This window comes from Serratia sp. ID 25-353 (assembly GCF_054792795.1).
This window is the reverse complement of the sequence record NZ_CM139236.1, coordinates 2,882,579-2,903,390: the sequence shown is the minus strand read 5'-3', so window position 1 is coordinate 2,903,390 and position 20,812 is coordinate 2,882,579. Positions and strand designations below refer to the sequence as shown.

The window sequence follows — 20,812 nt, the reverse complement described above, 5'->3', positions numbered from 1 at the left end:
TCCTTGAGTTGGCCGTTAAATAATTTCGACTACGGGATTAAGCTTACCCCATCTAAATAAAAATATCACCCTTGGCGGCCCAGGTGGTTATTTTTTAATGAATGCGGATATATTTATTTTCTCGGTTGAACAAGGACTTGGGGTGAATTGTAAAAATAGATAAATACGTTTTTTTGACGGTTATTTCCGGCCATTCCATGCGGAATGGCCGTTATTCTAACGCTTAAGAGTGATGCTTATTATGCCGCGTCCGCCAGCATAAACATGCCGTAGGGGTGAATTTCCAGATAATACTGTTCGCCGACGTTGGGCTGCAGGCGAGTGGCGTTAACCTGCAGCAAAATCTGCTGCCCATGCCACGCCACCGTCACTTCATACTGCGGCCCCATGTAGGCGACATGCTGGATCACGCAGCGCTGGCTTTCCTCGCCGTGCTCGCTCAGCGTGATCGCTTCCGGCCGCACGCCCACCGTGCCGGCGCCTTCGGTGGCAAAGTGCGCGGGGCGCGGCAGGCGATAGCCGCTGATATCGACATAGTCCGCGCTGAAGCTGGCCGGGAACAGGTTGGCGTCCCCCATAAAGCTCGCCATAAAGCGCGACGCCGGCTGCCGATAGAGATCCTGCGGCGAACCCATCTGCATGATATGCCCTTTGTTCATCACCAGCACGGTGTCTGAAACCGCGAAAGCCTCACTCTGATCGTGGGTAACATACAGCGATGTGATATCAAACTGCTTTTGCAGCTCGCGGATTTTTTCGCGCATGCTGCGGCGCAGGTTGGCGTCGAGGTTGCTCAACGGCTCGTCGAACAGCAGCACTTTCGGCTTGAGGATCAGCGCGCGCGCCAGCGCCACGCGCTGTTGCTGGCCGCCGGAGATCTGATCGACATAGCGATCGTCGAACCCCGCCAGGTCCACCATCGCCAGCGCTTCCTGCACGCGCGCTTTCACTTCGGCGCGCGGAATGCCGAGCATCTTCAGCCCATAGCCGACGTTTTCCCCCAGCGACATGTGCGGGAACAGGGCATAAGACTGAAACACCATGCAGATGTCACGTTGCTGAATGGAACGATGGGTAACGTCTTCGCCATCAATGAATATCTGCCCGTCGCTCGGCTTTTCCAGCCCGGCGACCAGGCGCAAAATGGTGGTCTTGCCGCAGCCGGAAGGGCCGAGCAGCGTCACCATTTGCCCCCGAGGGATGGTGAGCGTGATGTTATCGATCACCGTGTTGCTGCCGAACCGTTTGGAGACGTTGCGCAGTTCAACGAAATTTTTCTGGCTCATCATGGGCTCCATTACGCCTGGTTTTTGGCTTTTGAACGGGAGATGCGTGCCTCGCCGATCAGCCAGTCAAAGAGGAAAATAATCGCCAGCATCACCACGATCAGAATGGAACCGTAGGCGATCGCCACCCCGTATTCGCCGTCTTCCACGCGGTTGAGGATGTAGGCGGTGGCCACCCGGGTATCGGGGGTGACCAGGAAGACGATGGCGCTGACGGTGGTGATGGCGCGCACGAAGCTGTAGATCAGCGCCGACAGGATCGCCGGGCGCAGCAGCGGCAGCAGGATGTGCGTGATGGTGCGCAGCGAGCCGGCGCGTAGGCTGAGCGAGGCTTCGTCCAGCGATTTGTCTATCTGGCCCAGCCCGGCGATCCCGGCGCGAATGCCCACCGGCACGTTGCGCATCACCATCGAGATAATCACGATGGCGGCCGTCCCGGTGAGGTACACCGGCGCGCTGTTGAAGGCGAGAATGTAAGAGACGCCCGCCACGGTGCCCGGCACCGCAAAGCACAGCATGGTGGTGAACTCGATGGTCTTTTTGCCCCTGAACTGCTGGCGCACCACGATCCAGGCGATCAGCAGGCCGAAGGCGGCGGTGATCGGCGCGGCGATCCCGGCGTACAGCAGCGTGTCGAGCAGCGAAGGCCACGCGCCGTCACTCATGCCCTGGCCGAACAGCTTGGTGAAGTTATCCAGCGTCAGCGTGTAATCCACCCCCCAGTTGACGGTGAAACTGCCGTAGAAAATGCTGCCGTAAAGCAGGGCGTTAAAGGCGATCCACACCGCCAGCAACGCGATCACGCCCCACACCAGCGTGACCGGCAGCGGCTGTACGTCGCCGCGGTAGGATTTGCCGGATACGGTGACGTAGGAACGCTTGCCGATCCACAGGTACTGGATGCAGAACACCAACAGCGAGAACAGCAGCAGGAAGGCGCCGAGGGTGCTGGCGGCCTGATAGTCGAGCTGCGAGCCGGTGATGTAGAAATAGATTTGCGTCGCCAGCACGTCGAAGTTGCCGCCGAGCACCAGCGGGTTGCTGAAGTCGGCCAGCGATTGCACCACCACGATCAGAAACGCGTTGGCCAGCGCCGGTTTCAGCAGCGGCACGAACACGCCGTTAAAGGTTTGCCAACGGCTGGCGCGCAGGGTGTAGGAGGCCTCTTCCAGCGAAGGATGAATGGTCTTGATCGCGCCGTCGAGGATCATGAACGCCATCGGGGTGAATGCCAGCACCTGCGCCAGCCAGATACCGGTAAAGCCGTAAAGCCAGTTGGTGTTGGTCAGGCCGAACCAGGCCACCATCCACTCGGTGACGTAGCCGGAGCGCCCCATCATCAGCGTGACGCCCAGGCCGACGACGAACGGCGGCGTGACGATGGGCAGGATGGAGAAGATGCGGCCGATAATGGCACTGCGCTTGGCGATGCGGGTGGTGTAAATCGCCAGCACCAGGCCGAAGAAGGTGCAGCCGGCACCCACCGCGATCGACAGGGCGATGGAGTTGAGGATCACCTGAACGATATGCGCCTGCGACAGCACGTTCATAAACGCCAACGGCGCGAATGCCCCCGCCTGGTCGGTGAACATCGGAATGAAAATCGCGATGCTCGGCCAGACGATGAAGACGCCGATCAGCGCCACGATGGTGACCAGCGCACCGATAACGAAACGGTCGCCGCCCAGCCATTCGAGGCGGGTCAGCGCCAGCGTCATGATGGCGCCCAGCGCGGTCAATTGCACCAGGGTGGCGTAGCCTAAGCCGCGTCCCGCCACCGTGGCGCTGACGACGATAAAAGCCATGCACAGCAGCGCCCAGCCGGCATCGAACGCGTGGCGCCGCCGCCGTTCACCGCCCGCCGGGGCGTAAGGGCGAAGCAGCAGCAGGCTCGGCAACAGGCACCATAGCCAGCTGACATTGCGGTTTGACCAGCCGTAGGCCGCGAGGAGCTCATCGCCGGTGGACTCCAGCAGACCGTAATCCAGGCTCCAGCTCGGCAGCAGGGCGAACGCCAGCCAGCCAAGCAAGACCCAAAGGAATATCGCATCTCGTTTTTTCACGAGATGGAGTGCATGTGTATGTGACATAAGTTTCCCGGATGTTCAGGCCGGGTAAGGCGTGAGGCTTACCCGGCAACAGGCGCAGAATGCGGGTTTATTTACCCATCTTGACTTCGCTGACCCATTTATTGATCAGCGCCTTGCGGACCTCGGTCGAGCCGTACTTGTCCATGTCGTAGTTGATCAGCTTCAGGTCGTCGAGCTTCAGCGAGTTCGGCGAGGTAGCGGCGGTGGTGTTGGTCAGGATCTGATAGGACTTGCCTTTCTGCCATGCCAGTTCCTGCGCCTCTTTCGACAGCACCCAATCCACGAACAGCTTGGCGTTATCGAGGTTGCGCGCGCCATTGAGGATGCTGACGCCGCCGATTTCGTAGCCGGTGCCTTCACAAGGCGAGATCAGCTCAAGCGGTGCGCCCTGTTCTTTTTCGAGCGAGTAGTCATGCAGGAAGCCGATGCCGATCGCCGTTTCACCGCGGGCGGCGTTGCGCGCCGGGGCAATGCCCGACTTGGTGTACTGCGAGACGTTGGCGTTCAGCTGCTTGAGGTAATCGAACGCCTGATCGTCCCCCCACAGCTGGGCAAAGGTCGCCAGCGCGGTGTAGGCGGTGCCGGAGCTCTGCGGATCGGCGATTTGAATCTCGCCTTTGTATTCCGGTTTGGTCAGGTCTTTCCAGCACTTGGGCACCGGCAGGTTTTTCTCTTTCAGGCGCTGGGTATTGACGCCGAAGCCGAGAATGCCGACGTAGACCGCCGAGGAGTAGTTGCCTTTCAGCTTCGCCGGGTCGCGGAATTGTTGCATCACCTGGTCGAGGTTCGGCGATGTGTAGGGCTGCAGCAGCCCCATTTCACCGGCCTGGGATTGCGGATCGAGCGTGCCGCCGTACCAGACGTCCGCCTGCGGGTTTTTCTTCTCGGCGTCCACTTTCGCCAGCGTGCTGCCGGAGCCGTTGCGGATGAACGAGGTTTTCACGTCATATTTCTCGCCGAAGGCTTTGGTCTCCGCTTCGCACATTTCATTGGTGGCGCTGCAGTAAACCACCAGGCGGCCCTTGGCGTGCGCGGCGCCGCTCAGCGTGGCCAGCGCGATGCCGGAAGCTATCAGGGTCGTGACCCACATTTTTTTCATTGTTTTATCCTTCTCTCGGTAGAGGTGGTGACGCTCGCCATCAGCAGCGGCATCAGCAATAAACCCATAAGAACGGCGGCGATCGACAGCAAACTGAACATGCCTGACCAGCCGTAGCCTTCGATGACCTGCGACAGCGGCCAGCCCGCCAGCGCTGCCCCCAGGTAGGCGAACAGGCCGAGAAAACCGGTGATGGAGCCCGCTGCGCCTTTGTGCCCGCATTCCACGGCGGCGAGGCCAATCAGCATCTGCGGGCCGAAGACAAAAAAGCCCACCGTAAAGAAACAGCCCGCCAGCAGCGCGTAGTGATGCACCGGCGCCAGCCACAGCGCGGCGACGGAAACCATCAGCCCGAGCGTGAACAGCAAAATCATCGGCGCGCGCTGCCCACCGAACAGCAAATCCGAGCCCCAGCCGGCGAACAGCGCGCCGAGCAGGCCGCCTATCTCGAACAGCATCACCGTCGCGTTGGCGCTGAGCAGGTTGGCGCCGTGGCTTTCCGTCAGCCAGAGATTGCCCCAGTCGTTCAACGCGATGCGGATCAGGTAGACCAGCACGTAAGAGACACCGAGCAGCCAGATCATCGGGTTCTTCAGCATCGTGGTACGCAACATCTGCCACAGCCCCATCGGCGGGCTTTGCTGTTCCTGGCGCAGCTCCAGCGGATCGTGGCGCCACTGGCCGACCGACGGCAGGCCTTCTTCCTGCGGCGTGCCTGTCAGTTGCCGCGTGAGCCAGAGGCCCAACACCATGCTGACGGCGCCCGGGATCAGCATCGCCGCCTGCCAGCCCCAGCGCTGGGCGGCGAAGGCGCTGATCAGCGGCACGATCGCGCCGCCGAGGTTGATCGACATATTCCAGCAGCCCCACCAGAAGCCACGCTCGTTGCGCGAATACCAGTGGGTCAGCAGCCGCGCGCAGGGCGGCCAGCCCCAGCCCTGAAAGAAGCCGTTCAGCGCCCAGACCGCCAGCAGCAGCGTCAGCGATTCGCCGAAGGCAAACGCCACGTTCAGCAAGCCGGTGGCGAACAGGCCGATCCCCATAAACCTGCGCTGCCCGTGGCCGTCGTGCCACAGCCCGGCGGCGAATTTCGACAGGCCGTAGCTCAGGTAAAACAGCGAGCCGAGCAGGCCGATGTCCCCTTTATCCAGCCCCAAATCCGTTTGCAGCGCCGGCAGCACGTAATTCACGCTTTTGCGCGTCAGGTAAAAGGCGGCGTACCCGATGACCATGTACAGCAGCAGTCGCGGGCGCAGCGCGCGGTAACGATGATCGATTTCAGATGCCGAGCGTGCCTGCATAGCCGCCTCCCTGGTGGTGACTATAAGAAGGTGAAAGGGAAAGGGGATGAGAGAAAGTCTGGAGTGGCTAAGACTTTTTCCTAGTTAGTCGGCGATTTGTTGCAAATTTGTGGGCAGGTTAACAATTACCCGCGTACCGCACTGCGTTTCCAGCGTCAGCTCGCCGCCCAGCGCGCTGACCCGCTCGCGCATTCCCTGAATGCCGAGGCCGGGCACCTTGTCCGCGCGGATGCCGATGCCGTTGTCCCGCACCTCGAGGTGCAAAAGCGCGCCTTGCTGATACAAAACGATGGCGACCTCGCTGGCCTCGGCGTGTTTGCACACGTTGTTGAGCAGCTCTTGCAGCAGGCGGTAGAGGGTGAAGCGCACCGTTTCGCCGGCGGGCGTGTCGCTCAGCCGGTAATCGAAACGGCAGTGGATGCCCCGTTCGGCAAAGGCGAATTCGCTCAGCAGATGGTGAAGCGCCTCTTTGAACGCCAGCTCGTCCAGCGCGGGCGGGCGAAGCTGGCGCAGCAGCTGGCGCGTGGAGTGATGAATGCGCCGGGCGAGCTCGCCTATCTGGTGCGCCGCGGCCTGGGTTTGCGCCGGATCGCGCGCCCGTTTGACCAGCTGCGACTGGATTTGAATCGCGGTGATGTTCTGGCCGATTTCATCGTGCAGCTCGCGCGCCAGGTTTTTCCGCGTGTCTTCTTCGGTGTGGATCAGTTTTTCGGTCAGCGCCCGCCGCGCCGCCAGCTCTTCTTCCAGGCGACGCTGATAGTGGTGCAGGTTTTGCGCCAGGTGCTGCTGGCGGCTGATGGCGATGCCCAGGCCGATGCCGAGCAGCGCCTGCGTCGCCAGAAAGATTTCCAGCTCGACCAGATTGCCGAACCCCACGCCGACCTGCCGGGCGAGGGTGATCATCATGCTGCCGAGCAGGCCGGACAGCACGCCGCCCTGCCAGCCGAACTTCCACGCCATCACCACGTTCGGCAGAAACACCACGATCAGCAGCAGGCGTTCGATTTCCGGCGACAGCACCATCTGCGTGCCGATGCCGATAACGAAAAACAGGCTGCACCAGATGATTAAGGATGCGCGCAGCGGCGGGTTGGGGGTGTCTAGGCCCAGCAGGTGGTAACGGTGCTGCTGGCGCAGAAATTCAAAGATCAGGTAGACGAACGGGGTCAGCAAGACGCCGCCGGTAAACGACGCCAGGCCAAGCAGCATCGCCGGGCTTGGCACAAACGGCGAAAGCAGGGCGGTGTTGAGCAGCGAGGCGGCGGTCACCGCAGCCAGCAGCAGCGTCAGCCGCTGCCAGTAGAGTGGAAAACGGCGCCAGAATCGCTGCGCGAGCGCGGCCGGGAGCAGGGTGATGAACGGCGCGGCCAGCAGGCTGTAGCCGCTCATCAGGCGTTCGCCGTGCAGCCAGAACAGCAGCAGCACCGGCGGTATTATCAGAGCGGGCCAATAGCGGCGTACCAGCAAGATCAGCAGCGCGAGATAGACGCCGTGCGGCAGAAACAGCGCCGCCTGGTTGCCGTTGCGGGTCAGATAGAAACCGAGCGTCCACAGCATCAGCCAGCCGCTGCCCCAGGCCAACAGGATAAACAGCGAGATAACCCAGGGCCGGAAACGGGGTGACATCAATGCCCCGCCAGCAGCTGATGATCGAGGGCGAAATGCACCAGCTCGATGGTGCTGTTGCACTGCAGCTTGCCCAGGACGTTGGCGCGATGCACGTGCACCGTTTTATGGCTGAGATCGAGCTTGAAAGCGATCTCCTTTACGCTGTCGCCTTTGACCAGCAGATCGAAGATTTCACGCTCGCGCGGGGTCAGCACTTCCAGCGCCGTGGCCGGCTGCTCGCCGCCGCGCAGCGCCCGCAGCGCGTCGGCGCACAGGTAATGGCCGCCCATATCGACGGAACGCACCGCCTGCACCAGCTCTTCCGGCCCGCAGCGTTTGGTCAGATAGCCGCTGGCGCCAGCGTCCAGTGCGCTCTGCACGAAGGTGGGGGAGTCATAGATGCTGAGGATAATCGCGCGGAACTGCGGCTTCTGCGCCCGCAGGCGCTTCAACAGGCTCAGGCCGTTTTCATCCGGCATGGCGATGTCCATCACCGCGACGCTGACGTCGTCGCGCAGCAATGCCGGCCAGGCCGCCGCCGCGCTGCTGTATTGCCCCACCACGTCGAGATCGTCCTCGAGGTTGAGCAATTGCGCAAAGCCGGAGCGCACCACCACATGGTCATCCACCAGTATCACACGGATCATTTTTCGCACTCTGTTGCCGAATCATGACCCTATGATGCCTGCCGGCGCGGTGCTGGCAATCAGCCAAGCGCGGTTATGCAATCGGTGTAACAGAATCGTAATAAAAGGGCGCCGCTGTGCGTAATGCTGGTCACTTAAGCCTGACTGGCATTTTTTTATCCAGTCTCTGTACGTGGCGTGCAGGATGAATTGCCGTAAATGCCCAGAATTTCTCTGTTACTACAATGAACGGCAATTGGAGGGGCCGAAGGCGCGGCCCCTCCACCCGCGCCTTCGCTTAACACCATCTGTCCGCTGTGCGGATACCCTCGCCGCGTCTGCATTGTCGGGCGGGTCGGCTGCGACAAACGTCCCTGTTAGTCTCGCCTCAACCGGCCTTCCCTGGCCGGTTGCCCCTGACAACGCTGTCTTGCTCGGCAGCCGGTGATGCGCGCCAAAGGTCAACACCCGTGCGGGCAGCTACCGGGCAACCTGTTCTTTATGACGTTATGGCAGAGAAGTCGGAGATGAACACAGGGTTGGACGCCCTTGAAGACGCCGAACGCAGGCATAGCGCATTAGGAGAAACCGCCATGGACGGCGGTTTCAGGTGAGACAGGCAGGGACGCCTGTCGCAACCGGCCTCAATGCGGTATGGCGGAGGGAGGGGAGTTGGCAAAGCCAACCGTCTGATAGGGCAAAGGCGCGGGTTGCCAGGGGCCGCGCCTTCGGCCCCTGGCTCGGTCGAGGCGTATGAGCCTCATGGCGCATCTCACCTTTATCGACCGAAAACTGCACAAATACGTTCAGAAAAACGCTAACTGACCAGCATTACGCCGCCGGCGCCGTCAACGATCCAAATCGATGGCGAAATGCTGCCACAGCGCGGCGCGCCGTTCCTCTTCCGAATGCAGCGTCGTTTCGTGGCGCTGGTGATCTTCGGTCACGATCAGCTTCATGTCGCTGAGGGTCACCCGGCCGTGCTCCGTCGGCCGTGAACACACCAGGCGCTGGGTGAAATGCGACTGCGGCGAGGTGCTGTGGAAGCGGCACATCTCGTCGAACTCGTGCAGCTCGCGCGGTTGGGCGGTAAAGCGATACAGGGTTTTGGCATGCGAGCGTTGGTCGCCGTTGCGGCGCTCCAGCAGGTAATACTCGCCTTCCTGCTCCAGGTGGAAGGTGCCGCTGGCCTGCGGTTGCGGCTCGGAGGCGACGATCTTCAGCGGCGTCAGGAAGGAGTCGCCGAAACCGACGTCCACCAGCCAGGCCAGGCCTGCCAGATCCACCCGCAGCGCCAGATGGTCGTAGGGCGGGCCGAAATGGCCGTCGCGCGCGCGGATCTCGCCGGAGATGAAGCTCACCTTGAAACCGATCTCCCGCAGCAACAGGGCGAACAGCGTGTTCAGCTCATAACAGAAACCGCCGCGGTTGCGCTCGACCACCTTGCTGAACAGCGCCTCCGGCGCCAGCTGAATGCCCTGATGATAAATAATGCTCAGGTTCTCGAACGGGACGCTCAGCATGTGGCGATGGTGCAGCTGTTGCAACGTGGGGAGGTCAGGGCGGGCGGCGCCGGTAAAGCCGATATGCTGTAGGTAGCGTTGGGTATCCACAGGGAGTCTCGCATGAGAAAAAGTAGGCATAAAATAGCGGGCTTTGCGGCTTTTGTGAGCGCATTACGTGCTGCGCTGTTGCTGCTGCCGCAAACTGTCACTGGCCGGCGCTAGCCTGTTCCCCTGAGTTCAACGTTGCAGGAGAATGGCTATGCAAGATTTCAAACATCGGGTGGCGCTGGTGACCGGCGCTTCCACCGGCATCGGCGAAGCGATCGCCGCCGAGCTGTTTCGGCGCGGCGCCACGGTGGTGATGACCGGCCGCCACGAAGCGCCTCTCGTCGCAGCCGCCGCGCGGCTCGATCCCGAGGGCCGACGGGTGATGACGTTGCGGATGGACGTGCGTGATGCGCCGTCGGTGCAGCAGGGCATTGAAGAGACGGTGCGGCGCTGCGGCGCGCTGCATCTACTGGTCAACAACGCCGGGATCACCGGCCCGCACGAGGTGGACATCGATCGGTACGCGGTCGAAGACTGGCATGAGGTGATCGCCACCTGCCTGAGCGGCACGTTTTTCGGCATGAAGTATGGCCTGCCGGCGATCGTCGCCGGCGGCGGCGGGGCGGTGGTGAACCTCTCTTCCGCCAACGGCGTGGTGGGCATTGCCGGGATTGCGCCTTATACCGCCGCCAAGCATGGCGTGTTGGGCCTGACGCGCTCGGCGGCGCTGGAATTCGCCACGCGCGGCGTGCGCGTCAACGCCGTCGGGCCGGGCTATGTGGATACGCCGGCGATGGGGGCGCTGCCGGCGTCGGCGCGGGCGCAGATGGCCGCTTCGCACCCGATGGGGAGAATGGCGACGCGGGAAGAGGTGGCGAAAACGGTGGCTTTCCTGCTCTCGGACGACAGCAGTTTCACCACCGGCGCGTTTTACAGCATCGACGGCGGTTATACCGCGCGCTGAGCCAGCGCCTGCAGCCAACTGAGAAACGCCGCTGCGCCAGGTTTTTCCAGCGTGCGCGGCGGGTAAACCACGTAGTAGGGCTTGCTGAGCGGCAGCGCCGGTTCGGCCAGGGTGACCAGCTGGCCTTCCGCCAATTCACGGGCGATCAGCCGCCGCTGGCCGAGCAGCACCCCGCGCCCTTGCACGGCGGCGTCGATGGCCAGCGAAGTCAGGTTATAGGTCAGCCCGCGCCGCGCCGGCGGCATTTGATCGGCGGCGGTGAACCACTCGTGCCAGCCCGGCAGAAACTGGCTCTCTTTGCCCCAGTCGACGTGGATCAGCGGGAGCTGCGTCCAGTCGCCGCGATCGCGCAGCGCCGGGCTGCACACCGGCTGCACCCGATCCTGAAACAGCCGCACCTTTTCCAGCAGCGGATAATCCTGATCGCCGAAGCACAGGGCGAAGTCTGCCGCCGAATGGGCGAAATCGACCGCCGCATGGGTGGCGTGCAGCCGCAGATCGCCGTCGGGGCACTGCGCCAACCAGTCGCCCAGCGCCGGGTTCAGCCACTTGGAGGCCAACGCCGGCAGGGCGAATACCGTCAGCGCCTGTTTGCCGCGCTGGCGCTCGACGTGCTGCTGCGCCACGCGCAGCGTTTCGAACGCCTCCTGCACGTAGGCCAGGTAGTCCGCGCCCTGTTCGGTCAGCGTGACGCCGCTTTTGGCGCGGATGAACAGCGTGATCCCCAGGTGTTGCTCCAGCTGGCGGATCTGCTGGCTGACGGCGGCGGCGGTCAGCGCCAGCGTATCCGCCGCGCGGGCCAGGCTGCCGGTGCGGGCGGCGGTTTCGAACGCCAGAATGGCGCTCAGCTTGGGCAAGCGCGCGCGGGACGGTGAGTGCATGGGCAGGGCTATCGCTAAGAATTGGTTAGCTTATCCATAACGTATTTTTGTTATGGCGGCAATGCGCCATTCGCTACAGTGAGAGGCATCCGGCTATCGCACACGAGGGGAACGTCATGCCGCAACTTGCCGATATTATCGATCTGTCCGCCCATCCCATCGACGACGCCGCGTTCCGCGCCCGTTGCCGGCAAACGCTGGAGCGCGCCGGCGCGCTGGTGCTGCCGGGATTTCTGCGCGCCGCCGCGCTGGCGACGGTAAGGCTGGAAGGCGCCGAACAGCACCGCGCGGCGTTTTACGCCACCAGCCAACACAACGTGTATCTGCGGCCGCAGGACGACGCGCTGCCGGCCGATCACGCGCGCAACCGGCTGGTGGTGTCGTCCAAGGGCTGCATTACCGACGAAGATATTCCGCCGCAGTCGCCGTTGCGCGCGCTGTACGACGCCCCGGCGTTTCGCGCGTTTCTCTGCGCGGTGCTGGATGAGGCGCAGCTGTATCCCTACGCCGATCGGCTGTCGTCGATCAACCTGCATTACGCCCACACCGGCCAGGAGCTGGGCTGGCATTTTGACAACTCCTCGTTCGCCATCACGCTGCTGATCCAGAAACCGGCGGCGGGTGGGCGTTTCGAGTACGTGGAGAACCTGCGCGACGCCGATCGCGGCGAGATGAACTATGCAGGGGTCACGCAGGTGCTGGACGGCGAGCGGGCGGTCAAACGGCTGGCGATGGAGGAGGGGGATTTGGTGCTGTTTCGCGGGCGCAACGCCATGCACCGGGTGACGCCGACCGAAGGCGACACTACGCGCATGCTGGTGGTGCTGGCCTACAATGCGCAGCCGGACGTGATGCTGTCGGAAAGCGCCAGAATGACGTTCTACGGCCGGTTATAGCGGATAAAAAAACCGCCCCGGAGGGCGGTTTGTCGATTCAGTGCGGGTTCAGCTCTTCGTGAGCCTGCTGCTCCAGCTTCACTTCCTGCGCGCGCTTGCGCAGGCCGAACCAGCCCAGCGTCAGCAGCACCGCCAGCACCGGAATGGTGGCGATGGTCCAGGTGCCGTTCGGGTAGTCGAACGCCATCATCACCACCACGATCAGCAGGAACGCCAGCGTCAGCCAGGAGGTGAACGGCGCGCCCGGCATTTTGAACGAGACCGGCTGCGCGCGGCCTTCGCGCACGGCTTTGCGCAGGCGCATCTGGCAAACGATGATAAACGCCCAGGAGGCGATGATGCCCAGCGAAGCGATGTTCAGCACGATCTCGAACACCTGCGACGGCACCAGGTAGTTGAGCACCACGCCGATCACGTAGATGCCGCAGGTGACCAGGATGCCGGCGTAAGGCACCTGCTGGCTGCTCATTTTGGCCATCAGCTTCGGCGCGGAGCCGCCCATCGCCAGCGAACGCAGGATACGGCCGGTAGAGTAGAGGCCGGAGTTAAGGCTGGACAGCGCGGCGGTCAATACCACGATGTTCATGATGGTGCCGATGTAAGGCACGCCCAGTTTGCTGAAGAAGGTGACGAACGGGCTTTGGCCGGCCTGATAGGCATTCCACGGCAGCAGCAGCACCAACAGCACCACGGAGCCGACGTAGAACAGGCCGATACGCCAGATCACGCTGTTGATTGCTTTGGGCATCATTTTGGCCGGATCTTTACACTCGCCGGCGGCGGTGCCGATCAGCTCGATGCCGGCGAAGGCGAAGATCACCCCTTGCACCAATACCAGCGCCGGCAGCAGGCCGTGCGGGAACATGCCGCCGTTTTCGGTGATCAGGTGCATGCCGGTGGTGTGGCCGGCGACCGGCGTGCCGGTGCCGAGGAAGACGACGCCGACAATCAGGAACAGCGCGATGGCGACCACCTTGATCAGCGCGAACCAGAACTCCATCTCGGCGAACCATTTCACGCCGATCATGTTCATGGTGGCGACGATGCCGAGCGCACCGAGGGCGAACAGCCACTGCGGCACGTCGGCAAAGGTGCCCCAGTAGTGCATGTACAGCGCCACCGCGGTGATATCGACGATGCCGGTCATCGCCCAGTTGAGGAAATACATCCAGCCGGCGACGTAAGAGGCTTTCTCACCGAGAAACTCGCGGGCGTAGGAAACGAAGCTGCCGCTGGAAGGGCGATGCAGCACCAGTTCGCCCAGCGCACGCAGGATGAAGAAAGAGAAGATCCCGCACACCAGATAGACCAGCGCCAGCGCCGGCCCGGCCAACTCGAGACGGCCGCCGGTACCGAGGAACAAGCCGGTGCCGATCGAACCGCCGATGGCGATCATTTGGATCTGCCGGTTGCCCATGCTTTTGTGATAACCGGATTCATGAGAGTCTAGCCAGCGTCTTCTGGCGGCGTGTTTATCGTCCGCCGACTTTTTTTGTGAGTGCATTATCCGTCCTGTTTACCTGTCTATGATGAACTCCGCCCTGAGCTACAGGGCAAACGATTGCCATCAGCAATCGTAATGAGAATGAGGTCGTGGCATCATTCCGCTGTTTGTTGTGTATACAGCCGCCGTTAAATAACGGCGTGGCATGCTACCGTTTCCCGATAAAGGTGGCAAAAAAACCTGCGTACAAAGCGTGAACAATTGTGTGTATTTTTTAAACTGAAAACAAAAGCGCATATTATTCAGTAAGATGAGTCTCATTATCAACACGGAAATATCGAACGATAAAAGTGATTGAAATCACAGAATAATAATTACCGTGCAAATTAAAGGGATTTAGAAGTTATTTTGCGTGAGGGGGAAGGCGGGCGGAAAATAAAGCGATGGCGCCTGCGCAGTAATTAGCGTGCGCAGGCGAATCGGACGCGGGGGCTTTTTAGGCGGTTTCACCGGCCGGCAGAGCCGAAGCCGGCAGGCCGAACAGCTTGTCGAACGCCCAGTTAAACAGGAAGGTGTAGCAAGGAATGATGACGATCAGCGCCATGTCCAGCAGCAGCGCCTGCCACAGCGTGATGCCCATCCACCAGGCGATCAGCGGGATCAGATACACCACCAGCGTCAGCTGAAAGCCCACGGCGTGCAAAATGCGGCGCTTGAGGGTGCGGGTGCGCGACGCCTGGCGGCTTTCCCACCACTCGAATAAATAGTTGTAAATAAAGTTCCAGCTTACCGCGATGGTGGTGATCACCACCGCCAGCGGCCCGGTGCTGCTTGGCGCATGGCCCGACAGCAGCGCCAGCCCCAGCGCCGAGATCGCCATGCCGATGATTTCATAAGCGGTGACATACACCAGTTTGCGTTTGACGCCTTGCATTGTTTTCTCCCGATCTGTTTTTAGTTGCCTCTGTGGCGACGGCGGCTAAGATAACGTCAATCACATTGATAGAAAAAGTCAGGAGCTGTCAGTTTTACTGACAGGTTGAACGATGAATTTTTCCAGCGACAATATCGAACTGTTTCTGGCGGTGCTCGATCGCGGTTCGTTTTCCGCCGCCGCCCGCGCGCTGCGGCGCGTGCCGTCCGCCGTCAGCATGGGCATCGCCAACATGGAGGCGGAGCTCGGTTTCGCGCTGTTCGATCGCTCGCACCGCGAACCGACGCCGACCGCGCTGGCGCTGGCCCTGGCGCCGCACGCCCGCCTGATCGCCGGGCAGCTCAAGCAGCTGCAGGTGCACGCCATCGAACTTTCCCAGGGGCTGGAAAGCACGCTTTCGATCGGCGTGGCGTCGGACATCAACGGTGCCGGCCTACTGGCGGCGGTGAAAACGCTGTCGCAGCGTTATCCGCTGCTGAACATCGAAGTGCTCAGCGCGCCGCAGGACGACGTGCTGCACATGCTGCATCAGGAGCGCATCGGCGTCTGTCTGGCGTTCGGCGGGCTCAACATCAACAGCACGGAGCAGTTCCACTTCGTGGGCGCGGAGTCGCTGGTGGCGATGGTATCGCCGCAGCATCCGGCGCTGGAGGGCGCGGCGGGCGAGCTGTTTCTCGAGGATTTGATCAACGTGCGGCAGATCATGGTGGCCAGCCGCGATCTGCCGATCGGCGATCTGCGCCCCCAGGTGGCGGAGGCCTACTGGCGCACCGACAGCCTGCCGATGGCGCTGAACATGGTGGAAGCGGGCCTGGGGTGGGGCAATTTCCCGCTGTCGCTGGCCGAGCCGCTGCTGGCGCAGGGGCGGCTGGTGCGGCTGAAATTCAAAAACACCAAGAACGAGCTGCGCTTGCCGATGCATCTGATCTGGCTGAAGAGCCGCCCGCTGGACAAGGCGGCGCGCGAGCTGGTCGAGCTGATGCGCGCGGCGCCACAGGAAAGTTGACGCCAGGCGCGCTGGCTTATTCCGCGTGGCGTTTGCGCCACCAGAAGCGCACCAGCAGGATGGCGGCGATCGCCAGTGCGACAAACAGCAGGCTGGAAAGTTTTTTATTGAAGCCGGTAAAGAAGCTTTCGATCGCCTGGCCACCAAAATAGCCGAGCATGACGAAGATCGTCGCCCACAGAATGGCGCCGAGGATGTTGAGCGGCACAAAGCGCGACGGCGGCAGGCGGCTGGCGCCGATCAGCACCGGGCCGATGATGCGGAAGCCGTACATAAAGCGCACCCCGATAACGAACAGCATCGGGTGGCGAGCGATCAGCCTTCTGGCGCGCGCGATGCGCTTTTCCTGCCCTTTGAGCCGCGAGATGACCCGGCCCTCGAACCGGCGGCCGGTGAAGTACAGCAGCTGATCCCCCAACGTGCCGCCGAGCGCCACCACCGCGATCACCCACGGCCAGTGCAGCAGCCCTTCGTGGGCGGCGATCCCGCCCAGCAGCGTGATGGTTTCTCCCTCAGCCAGGCAGCCGATAAACAACGCCCAGTAGCCGTAGTCCGTAATGTAGTGGGCCAAATCGGTCATTCCTTACTCCTTATGTGACTGACGCATAAGGGCAAGTATACGCCCGATCGCTAGCCTTGGGCGATCTGGGCCACCAACGCTCTGCGCCGCGCCAGGCTGTCCGCCATTTGTGCCTGTACCTTGGCGTAAATGTGCGGCGGGGCCAGTTCCGGCGTGCCGCCCGTGAACGGCGGGGCCGGGGCGTATTCCAGATAAAGCTGGATCGTCTGGGCGGTGTCTTCGCCGTGCAGTTCGGCGATCAGCGCCAGCGCAAAGTCGATGCCGGCGGTGACGCCGCCGCCGCTGATCACGTTGCCGTCGCGCTCTACGCGAGCCGCGCTGGGGATGGCGCCGAACAGCTTCAGGCTGTCGCGCATCGACCAGTGGCAGGCGGCGCGTTTGCCCGGCAGCAAGCCGGCGGCGGCCAGGATCAGCGAACCGGTGCACACCGAGGTCAGGTAGCGTACATCGGCGCCCAACCGCCGGATTTGCCGCATGAACGCTTCATCCTGCAGCGCCTGGGTGCAGCCGCTGCCGCCCGGCACGCACAGCACGTCGCAGCGCGCGATCTCCGGCAGCGGGCGCAGCTGGGTGAAGTGCAAGCCTTCCGATTCGACATCCGCGCCGTCTACCGAAGCGACGATGATTTCCGCGCCCGGCATGTGGCGCAGAAACTGCAGCGGGCCGGTGAAGTCGAGCTGTGTGACGCCTTGATAGATGGGAAATACAATCACGAGTGGTTCAGACATGACATTCGCCTCATTTTTATCGTTGGACCTGGGCCATAATAGCCGCCCTGTTTTTGGCTGATATGACAGATAACCCTCAAAAAGCGCCATCATGAAAACGATCGGTTTTGTGGTTTTCCCCGGTTTCAACCTGCTGGACTTTGCCGGCCCGCTGGCGGCGTTCGATAACGTCAGCCAGTTTACCGATCCGCCGGCCTACCGCTGCGTGGCGATCTCGCCGCAGGGTGGGATGGTCGCCAGCTCGGCCGGGGTGGAGATCGCCACGCAGCCGTGCGGCGATGAGCGTTTCGATACGCTGGTGGTGGCCGGCGGCAGCGGCAATGTGATGGCGGCCCAGTCGCCGGCGCTGGTGGCGTTTCTGACCACCCACAGCCGGCGAGCGCGGCGCATCGCCAGCGTGTGCACCGGCGCGTTTATTCTGGCGGCCTGTGGTTTGCTGGACGGTAAACGCGCCACCACCCACTGGTATCACGCGGCGCGGCTGCAGCAGAGTTATCCGCGCATCCGCGTCGACAGCAACCGTATCTTCATTCGCGATGGCGATATCTGGACCTCGGCCGGCATCAGCGCCGGCATCGATCTGGCGTTGGCGCTGATCGAGGACGATCTGGGCGCCACGATGGCGGCGGCCGTGGCGCGGCAGCTGGTGGTCTATCACCGGCGCCCCGGCGGGCAGTCGCAGTACTCGCTTTTGCTGGCGCTGAACCCGTCGTCGGATCGCATGCGCGCCGCGCTGTCGTACGCGCGTGAGCACTTGCACCTGCCGCTGTCGGTGGCGGATCTGGCCGACGCCGCCTGCCTGAGCGAGCGCCAGTTTGGCCGGCTGTTCCGCGCCGAAACCGGGCAGACGCCGGCCAAGGTGATTGAACAGCTGCGGGTGGAGGCGGCCAGGGTGCGCATCGAAGAGAGCGCCGAGCCGCTGGAGGCGATCGCCCGCTCGGTGGGATTCAGCGATCCGGAGCGCATGAGGCGGGCGTTTATCCGGGTATTTGGCCTGTCGCCACAGGCGATCCGCCGGCTCGGCCGCGCGGGATAACTTTTTAGCCACGCCTGGCGGCGGGGCACACCAGAGGAGCAACGGATGTATCAGGATTTCGAGAGCGAATTGAACTGGGCGATGCGCCATATGCCGCGCACCCGGGCGGCGGTGGCGGCGTTGCCGGACCTGCACGGGGTACGGCTGGCGTGCAATATGCACCTGGATCTGAAAATGGCGCCGCTGGTGGCCGGCCTGCTGGACAAGGGCGCGGCGATCTTTCTGACCACCTGCAATCCCACTACGGTGCAGAACGATGTGGTGGCCTGGCTGGAACGGCGGGGTGCGCAGGCCTATGCCTGGCGTGACATGAACGCGGGCGAATGGTCGGAATCTTTCGACCGCGCGCTGGCCTGGCAGCCGACTCACCTGTGCGAAATGGGGGCGGACTTGACCACCCGTTTGCACCAATCGCCGAGCGGCCCGCAGATCGTCGCCGGGCTGGAGGCCACCGGATCGGGCATCAACCGTTTGAACGGCGTGGCGCCGCGCTACCCGATCTTCAACTGGGACGATCTGCCGGTGAAAGAGGGGCTGCACAATCGGCATATGGTTGGGCTGACCGCCTGGCACACCTTCTTCCAGACCACCCATTTGACGCTGCACGAAAAGCGCGTGCTGGTGATCGGCTACGGCCTGGTCGGGCAGGGGACGGCGGCGGCGGCCAGGGCTTACGGCGGCCAGGTGATGGTGGCAGAAATCGATCCGGCGCGCGCGCTGCAGGCGCGTTATGACGGCTGGCAGGTGGTGGATCTGGCGAGCGCCGTCGCGCAGGCGGACGTGATCGCCACCGCGACCGGCGCGAAAAACGTGCTCTCGGCGCAGCATTTGCAGCAGGCGCAGGACGGCGTGTTTATCCTCAACGTCGGCCACGTGGCGGAAGAGATCGACGTCGGCTTCCTGCAAGGCCTGCCGCACCACGAGCCGATGCCTTATGTGAACGCTTACCAACTCAATGAGAAGACGGTCTATTTGCTGGCCAACGGTTCGATGTTCAACCTGACCGCCGGCTACGGCGACAGCCTCAACGCCTTCGACGTGACGCTGGCGGTGATGGCGGCCGGCATCGGCCATATCGTCGGCGCGGGGGCGCGGCAAACGCCGGGGTTGTACCTGCTGCCGCAGTCGGCCTGGCAGCCGGCGCTGTAACTTTTTCTACGCGGGCGTTCATCCCAGAGCGCCCGCGGGCTGCGTCGTTTTTCGGCCGACAGAATTTGTCACAAATCCGCCATACAATCCCAGTGCCAAGCGCTGAACCCTCACATATAATTCGCTGAGTTCAAGCCCCCATTTCAGAGTAATGCCTGTGAAAATACGTGTTTTGGTTCTGACCCTGCTCGCTTTGCAGGCGGGCGCAGGCTTTGCGCCGCGCGCGCTGGCCAGCGACAACGCCGCCGCCCTGCACGCCACCCAGCCGGAGCTGGCCTCCGGCAGCGCGATGGTTGTCGATATGCAAACCCATAAGGTGATGTACGCGCGCAACCCGGATGAGGTGGTGCCGATCGCCTCGATCACCAAGCTGATGACCGCCATGGTCACGCTGGACGCGCACCTGCCGCTCGACGAGATGCTGGCGGTGGATATCCACCAGACGCCGGAGATGAAAGGGGTGTATTCGCGGGTGCGGCTGAACAGCGAAATCAGCCGTAAGGATATGCTGCTGCTGGCGCTGATGTCGTCGGAAAACCGCGCCGCCGCCAGCCTGGCGCACCACTATCCTGGGGGCTACAACGCCTTTATCAAAGCGATGAACGCCAAGGCCAAGGCGCTGGGCATGACCAATACCCATTATGTGGAACCGACCGGGCTCTCTATTCATAACGTGTCGACGGCGCGCGATCTGACCAAGCTGCTGATCGCCACCAAACAATACCCGTTGATTGGCCAGCTCAGCACCACCACCGAGCGCATGGCCAGCTTCAAAGATCCGAACTATACGCTGCCGTTCCGCAACACCAACCATCTGGTGTATAACCCGAAATGGAATATCCAGCTGACCAAAACCGGCTTCACCAACCAGGCGGGCCACTGCCTGGCGATGCGTACGGTAATCGGTAACCGCTCGGTGTCGCTGGTGGTGCTGGACGCCTTCGGCAAATATACCCACTTCGCCGACGCCAACCGGCTGCGCAGCTGGATCGAAACCGGCAAGGTTACGCCGATTCCGGCCGCCGCCCGCGACTATCGTCGCCAAAAAGACGCCAGCCTGGCGAAAAACGCCACCGAATGACCCGCCTGGCGGCCTGCTCGTTTGCAGCAGGCCGCTATCGGCCCTCGGGCCGCTATCGGCCCTCGGGCCGCTATCGGCCCTCGGGCCGCCTGATGACAAATCCCCGCTCGCGATCGCCGTCGAAACCCGCTTTGAGATAAAGCTGGTGCGCGCCGGTGCGTTGCTGCCCCGACAGCAGCATCACCTTGTAACAGCCCTTGCGCCAGGCCAGCTGCAGCGCGTATTCGATCATTGCGAGCGCCACGCCGTGGCCGCGATAGGGCTCCGCCGTCACCACGTGCTCGATGACGCCGAACGGCCGCGCCTGATGCGCCAGCCCCGGGATCAGCGCCAGCATGCAGGTGGCGATCGGTTGTTCCTCGTCCGCCGCCACCACCAGACGGATAGCCGGATCGTCCAGCAGGCGCTGCAGGGTGCGGCGCGCGTCGTCGGTGCGCAGCGGCGCGTCCTGCGGACGCAGCTCGCGATACAGAGCCAACAGGCCGTTGAGATCGTCCGGCTGCGCCAGGCGATGAATGATGCTCATGGTTGCTCCTTTCCGCCGCTTCAA

General features: G+C 62.7%; 19 protein-coding genes. 6 read left to right on the top strand and 13 right to left on the bottom strand.

Translation table 11 applies throughout. The features are described from left to right. Window positions 1-239 precede the first annotated feature (239 nt). The 7 genes from fbpC to ACYF6X_RS13970 all read right to left on the bottom strand — a co-directional run bounded on the left by fbpC (window position 240) and on the right by ACYF6X_RS13970 (window position 9,623). Window positions 240-1,286 carry a ferric ABC transporter ATP-binding protein gene (gene fbpC / locus ACYF6X_RS14000; RefSeq protein WP_130017449.1) on the bottom strand — a complete coding sequence of 349 codons (1,047 nt, stop codon included), beginning with the start codon at window positions 1,284-1,286 and terminating at the stop codon, window positions 240-242. A gap of 11 nt (window positions 1,287-1,297) precedes the next feature. Continuing rightward, window positions 1,298-3,376, bottom strand: a complete 2,079-nt coding sequence (locus tag ACYF6X_RS13995) for an ABC transporter permease (RefSeq protein WP_130017450.1) — start codon at window positions 3,374-3,376, stop codon at window positions 1,298-1,300. Between the two features lie 67 nt (window positions 3,377-3,443). Then, window positions 3,444-4,475: an ABC transporter substrate-binding protein gene (locus ACYF6X_RS13990; RefSeq protein WP_130017451.1), complete on the bottom strand. Its 1,032-nt coding sequence runs from the start codon at window positions 4,473-4,475 to the stop codon at window positions 3,444-3,446. Further along, the gene (gene uhpC, locus ACYF6X_RS13985; RefSeq protein ID WP_130017452.1) at window positions 4,472-5,776 is read right to left on the bottom strand and encodes an MFS transporter family glucose-6-phosphate receptor UhpC; all 1,305 of its coding nucleotides are present in this window, start codon (window positions 5,774-5,776) and stop codon (window positions 4,472-4,474) included. Before uhpC ends, ACYF6X_RS13990 begins: the two co-directional genes overlap by 4 nt. Before the next feature lie 84 nt (window positions 5,777-5,860). After that, the gene (locus ACYF6X_RS13980; RefSeq protein WP_130017453.1) at window positions 5,861-7,402 is read right to left on the bottom strand and encodes an MASE1 domain-containing sensor histidine kinase; all 1,542 of its coding nucleotides are present in this window, start codon (window positions 7,400-7,402) and stop codon (window positions 5,861-5,863) included. Beyond that, on the bottom strand, window positions 7,402-8,031 hold the full coding sequence (locus ACYF6X_RS13975; protein ID WP_063991159.1) for a response regulator transcription factor: 630 nt from the start codon (window positions 8,029-8,031) through the stop codon (window positions 7,402-7,404). The genes ACYF6X_RS13980 and ACYF6X_RS13975 overlap by 1 nt, the downstream gene beginning before the upstream one ends. Before the next feature lie 827 nt (window positions 8,032-8,858). Beyond that, a complete protein-coding gene (locus ACYF6X_RS13970; protein ID WP_130018370.1) occupies window positions 8,859-9,623 on the bottom strand; it encodes an arylamine N-acetyltransferase family protein in 765 nt (254 codons plus the stop codon). Window positions 9,624-9,774: 151 nt separating this feature from the next. On the opposite strand from ACYF6X_RS13970, the gene ACYF6X_RS13965 reads away from it, so the two are divergent. Next, a complete protein-coding gene (locus ACYF6X_RS13965) occupies window positions 9,775-10,527 on the top strand; it encodes an SDR family NAD(P)-dependent oxidoreductase (protein ID WP_063991196.1) in 753 nt (250 codons plus the stop codon). On the opposite strand, the gene ACYF6X_RS13960 is transcribed toward ACYF6X_RS13965, so the two are convergent. Beyond that, window positions 10,512-11,408: a LysR substrate-binding domain-containing protein gene (locus ACYF6X_RS13960; protein ID WP_063991197.1), complete on the bottom strand. Its 897-nt coding sequence runs from the start codon at window positions 11,406-11,408 to the stop codon at window positions 10,512-10,514. The genes ACYF6X_RS13965 and ACYF6X_RS13960 overlap by 16 nt on opposite strands. 116 nt (window positions 11,409-11,524) lie before the next feature. Here ACYF6X_RS13960 and ACYF6X_RS13955 point away from each other — a divergent pair, with 116 nt between their 5' ends. Continuing rightward, entirely contained in the window at window positions 11,525-12,304 is a 780-nt protein-coding gene (locus ACYF6X_RS13955; RefSeq protein WP_107227335.1) for a HalD/BesD family halogenase, read from the top strand. Window positions 12,305-12,341: 37 nt separating this feature from the next. On the opposite strand, the gene ansP is transcribed toward ACYF6X_RS13955, so the two are convergent. Further along, complete coding sequence (gene ansP, locus ACYF6X_RS13950; RefSeq protein ID WP_130018371.1) at window positions 12,342-13,808, bottom strand: L-asparagine permease; 1,467 nt, start codon at window positions 13,806-13,808, stop codon at window positions 12,342-12,344. A 436-nt stretch (window positions 13,809-14,244) separates the two neighbouring features. Next, window positions 14,245-14,682 (bottom strand): PACE efflux transporter, encoded by a 438-nt coding sequence (locus ACYF6X_RS13945; protein WP_130018372.1) that lies wholly within the window; start codon window positions 14,680-14,682, stop codon window positions 14,245-14,247. A 112-nt stretch (window positions 14,683-14,794) separates the two neighbouring features. Between ACYF6X_RS13945 and ACYF6X_RS13940 the strand changes: the two genes are divergently transcribed. Further along, entirely contained in the window at window positions 14,795-15,688 is an 894-nt protein-coding gene (locus ACYF6X_RS13940) for a LysR family transcriptional regulator (protein ID WP_063991200.1), read from the top strand. A gap of 16 nt (window positions 15,689-15,704) precedes the next feature. Here ACYF6X_RS13940 and ACYF6X_RS13935 read toward each other — a convergent pair whose 3' ends face one another. Continuing rightward, the gene (locus ACYF6X_RS13935; protein ID WP_060420973.1) at window positions 15,705-16,268 is read right to left on the bottom strand and encodes a DedA family protein; all 564 of its coding nucleotides are present in this window, start codon (window positions 16,266-16,268) and stop codon (window positions 15,705-15,707) included. Window positions 16,269-16,318: 50 nt separating this feature from the next. Then, entirely contained in the window at window positions 16,319-16,996 is a 678-nt protein-coding gene (locus tag ACYF6X_RS13930) for a DJ-1/PfpI family protein (RefSeq protein WP_130018373.1), read from the bottom strand. 91 nt (window positions 16,997-17,087) lie between these two features. Between ACYF6X_RS13930 and ACYF6X_RS13925 the strand changes: the two genes are divergently transcribed. From ACYF6X_RS13925 to pbpG, 3 genes are all read left to right on the top strand, one after another. Next, on the top strand, window positions 17,088-18,032 hold the full coding sequence (locus tag ACYF6X_RS13925; RefSeq protein ID WP_063991202.1) for a GlxA family transcriptional regulator: 945 nt from the start codon (window positions 17,088-17,090) through the stop codon (window positions 18,030-18,032). Between the two features lie 45 nt (window positions 18,033-18,077). Beyond that, window positions 18,078-19,181, top strand: coding sequence for an adenosylhomocysteinase (locus ACYF6X_RS13920; RefSeq protein WP_107227337.1), 1,104 nt, complete (start codon window positions 18,078-18,080; stop codon window positions 19,179-19,181). 151 nt (window positions 19,182-19,332) lie between these two features. Continuing rightward, entirely contained in the window at window positions 19,333-20,262 is a 930-nt protein-coding gene (gene pbpG, locus ACYF6X_RS13915) for a D-alanyl-D-alanine endopeptidase (protein WP_038879897.1), read from the top strand. A gap of 70 nt (window positions 20,263-20,332) precedes the next feature. Here the strand turns inward: pbpG and ACYF6X_RS13910 are convergent, their stop codons facing one another. Then, a complete protein-coding gene (locus ACYF6X_RS13910; protein ID WP_063991204.1) occupies window positions 20,333-20,788 on the bottom strand; it encodes a GNAT family N-acetyltransferase in 456 nt (151 codons plus the stop codon). Between the last annotated feature and the right edge of the window lie 24 nt (window positions 20,789-20,812).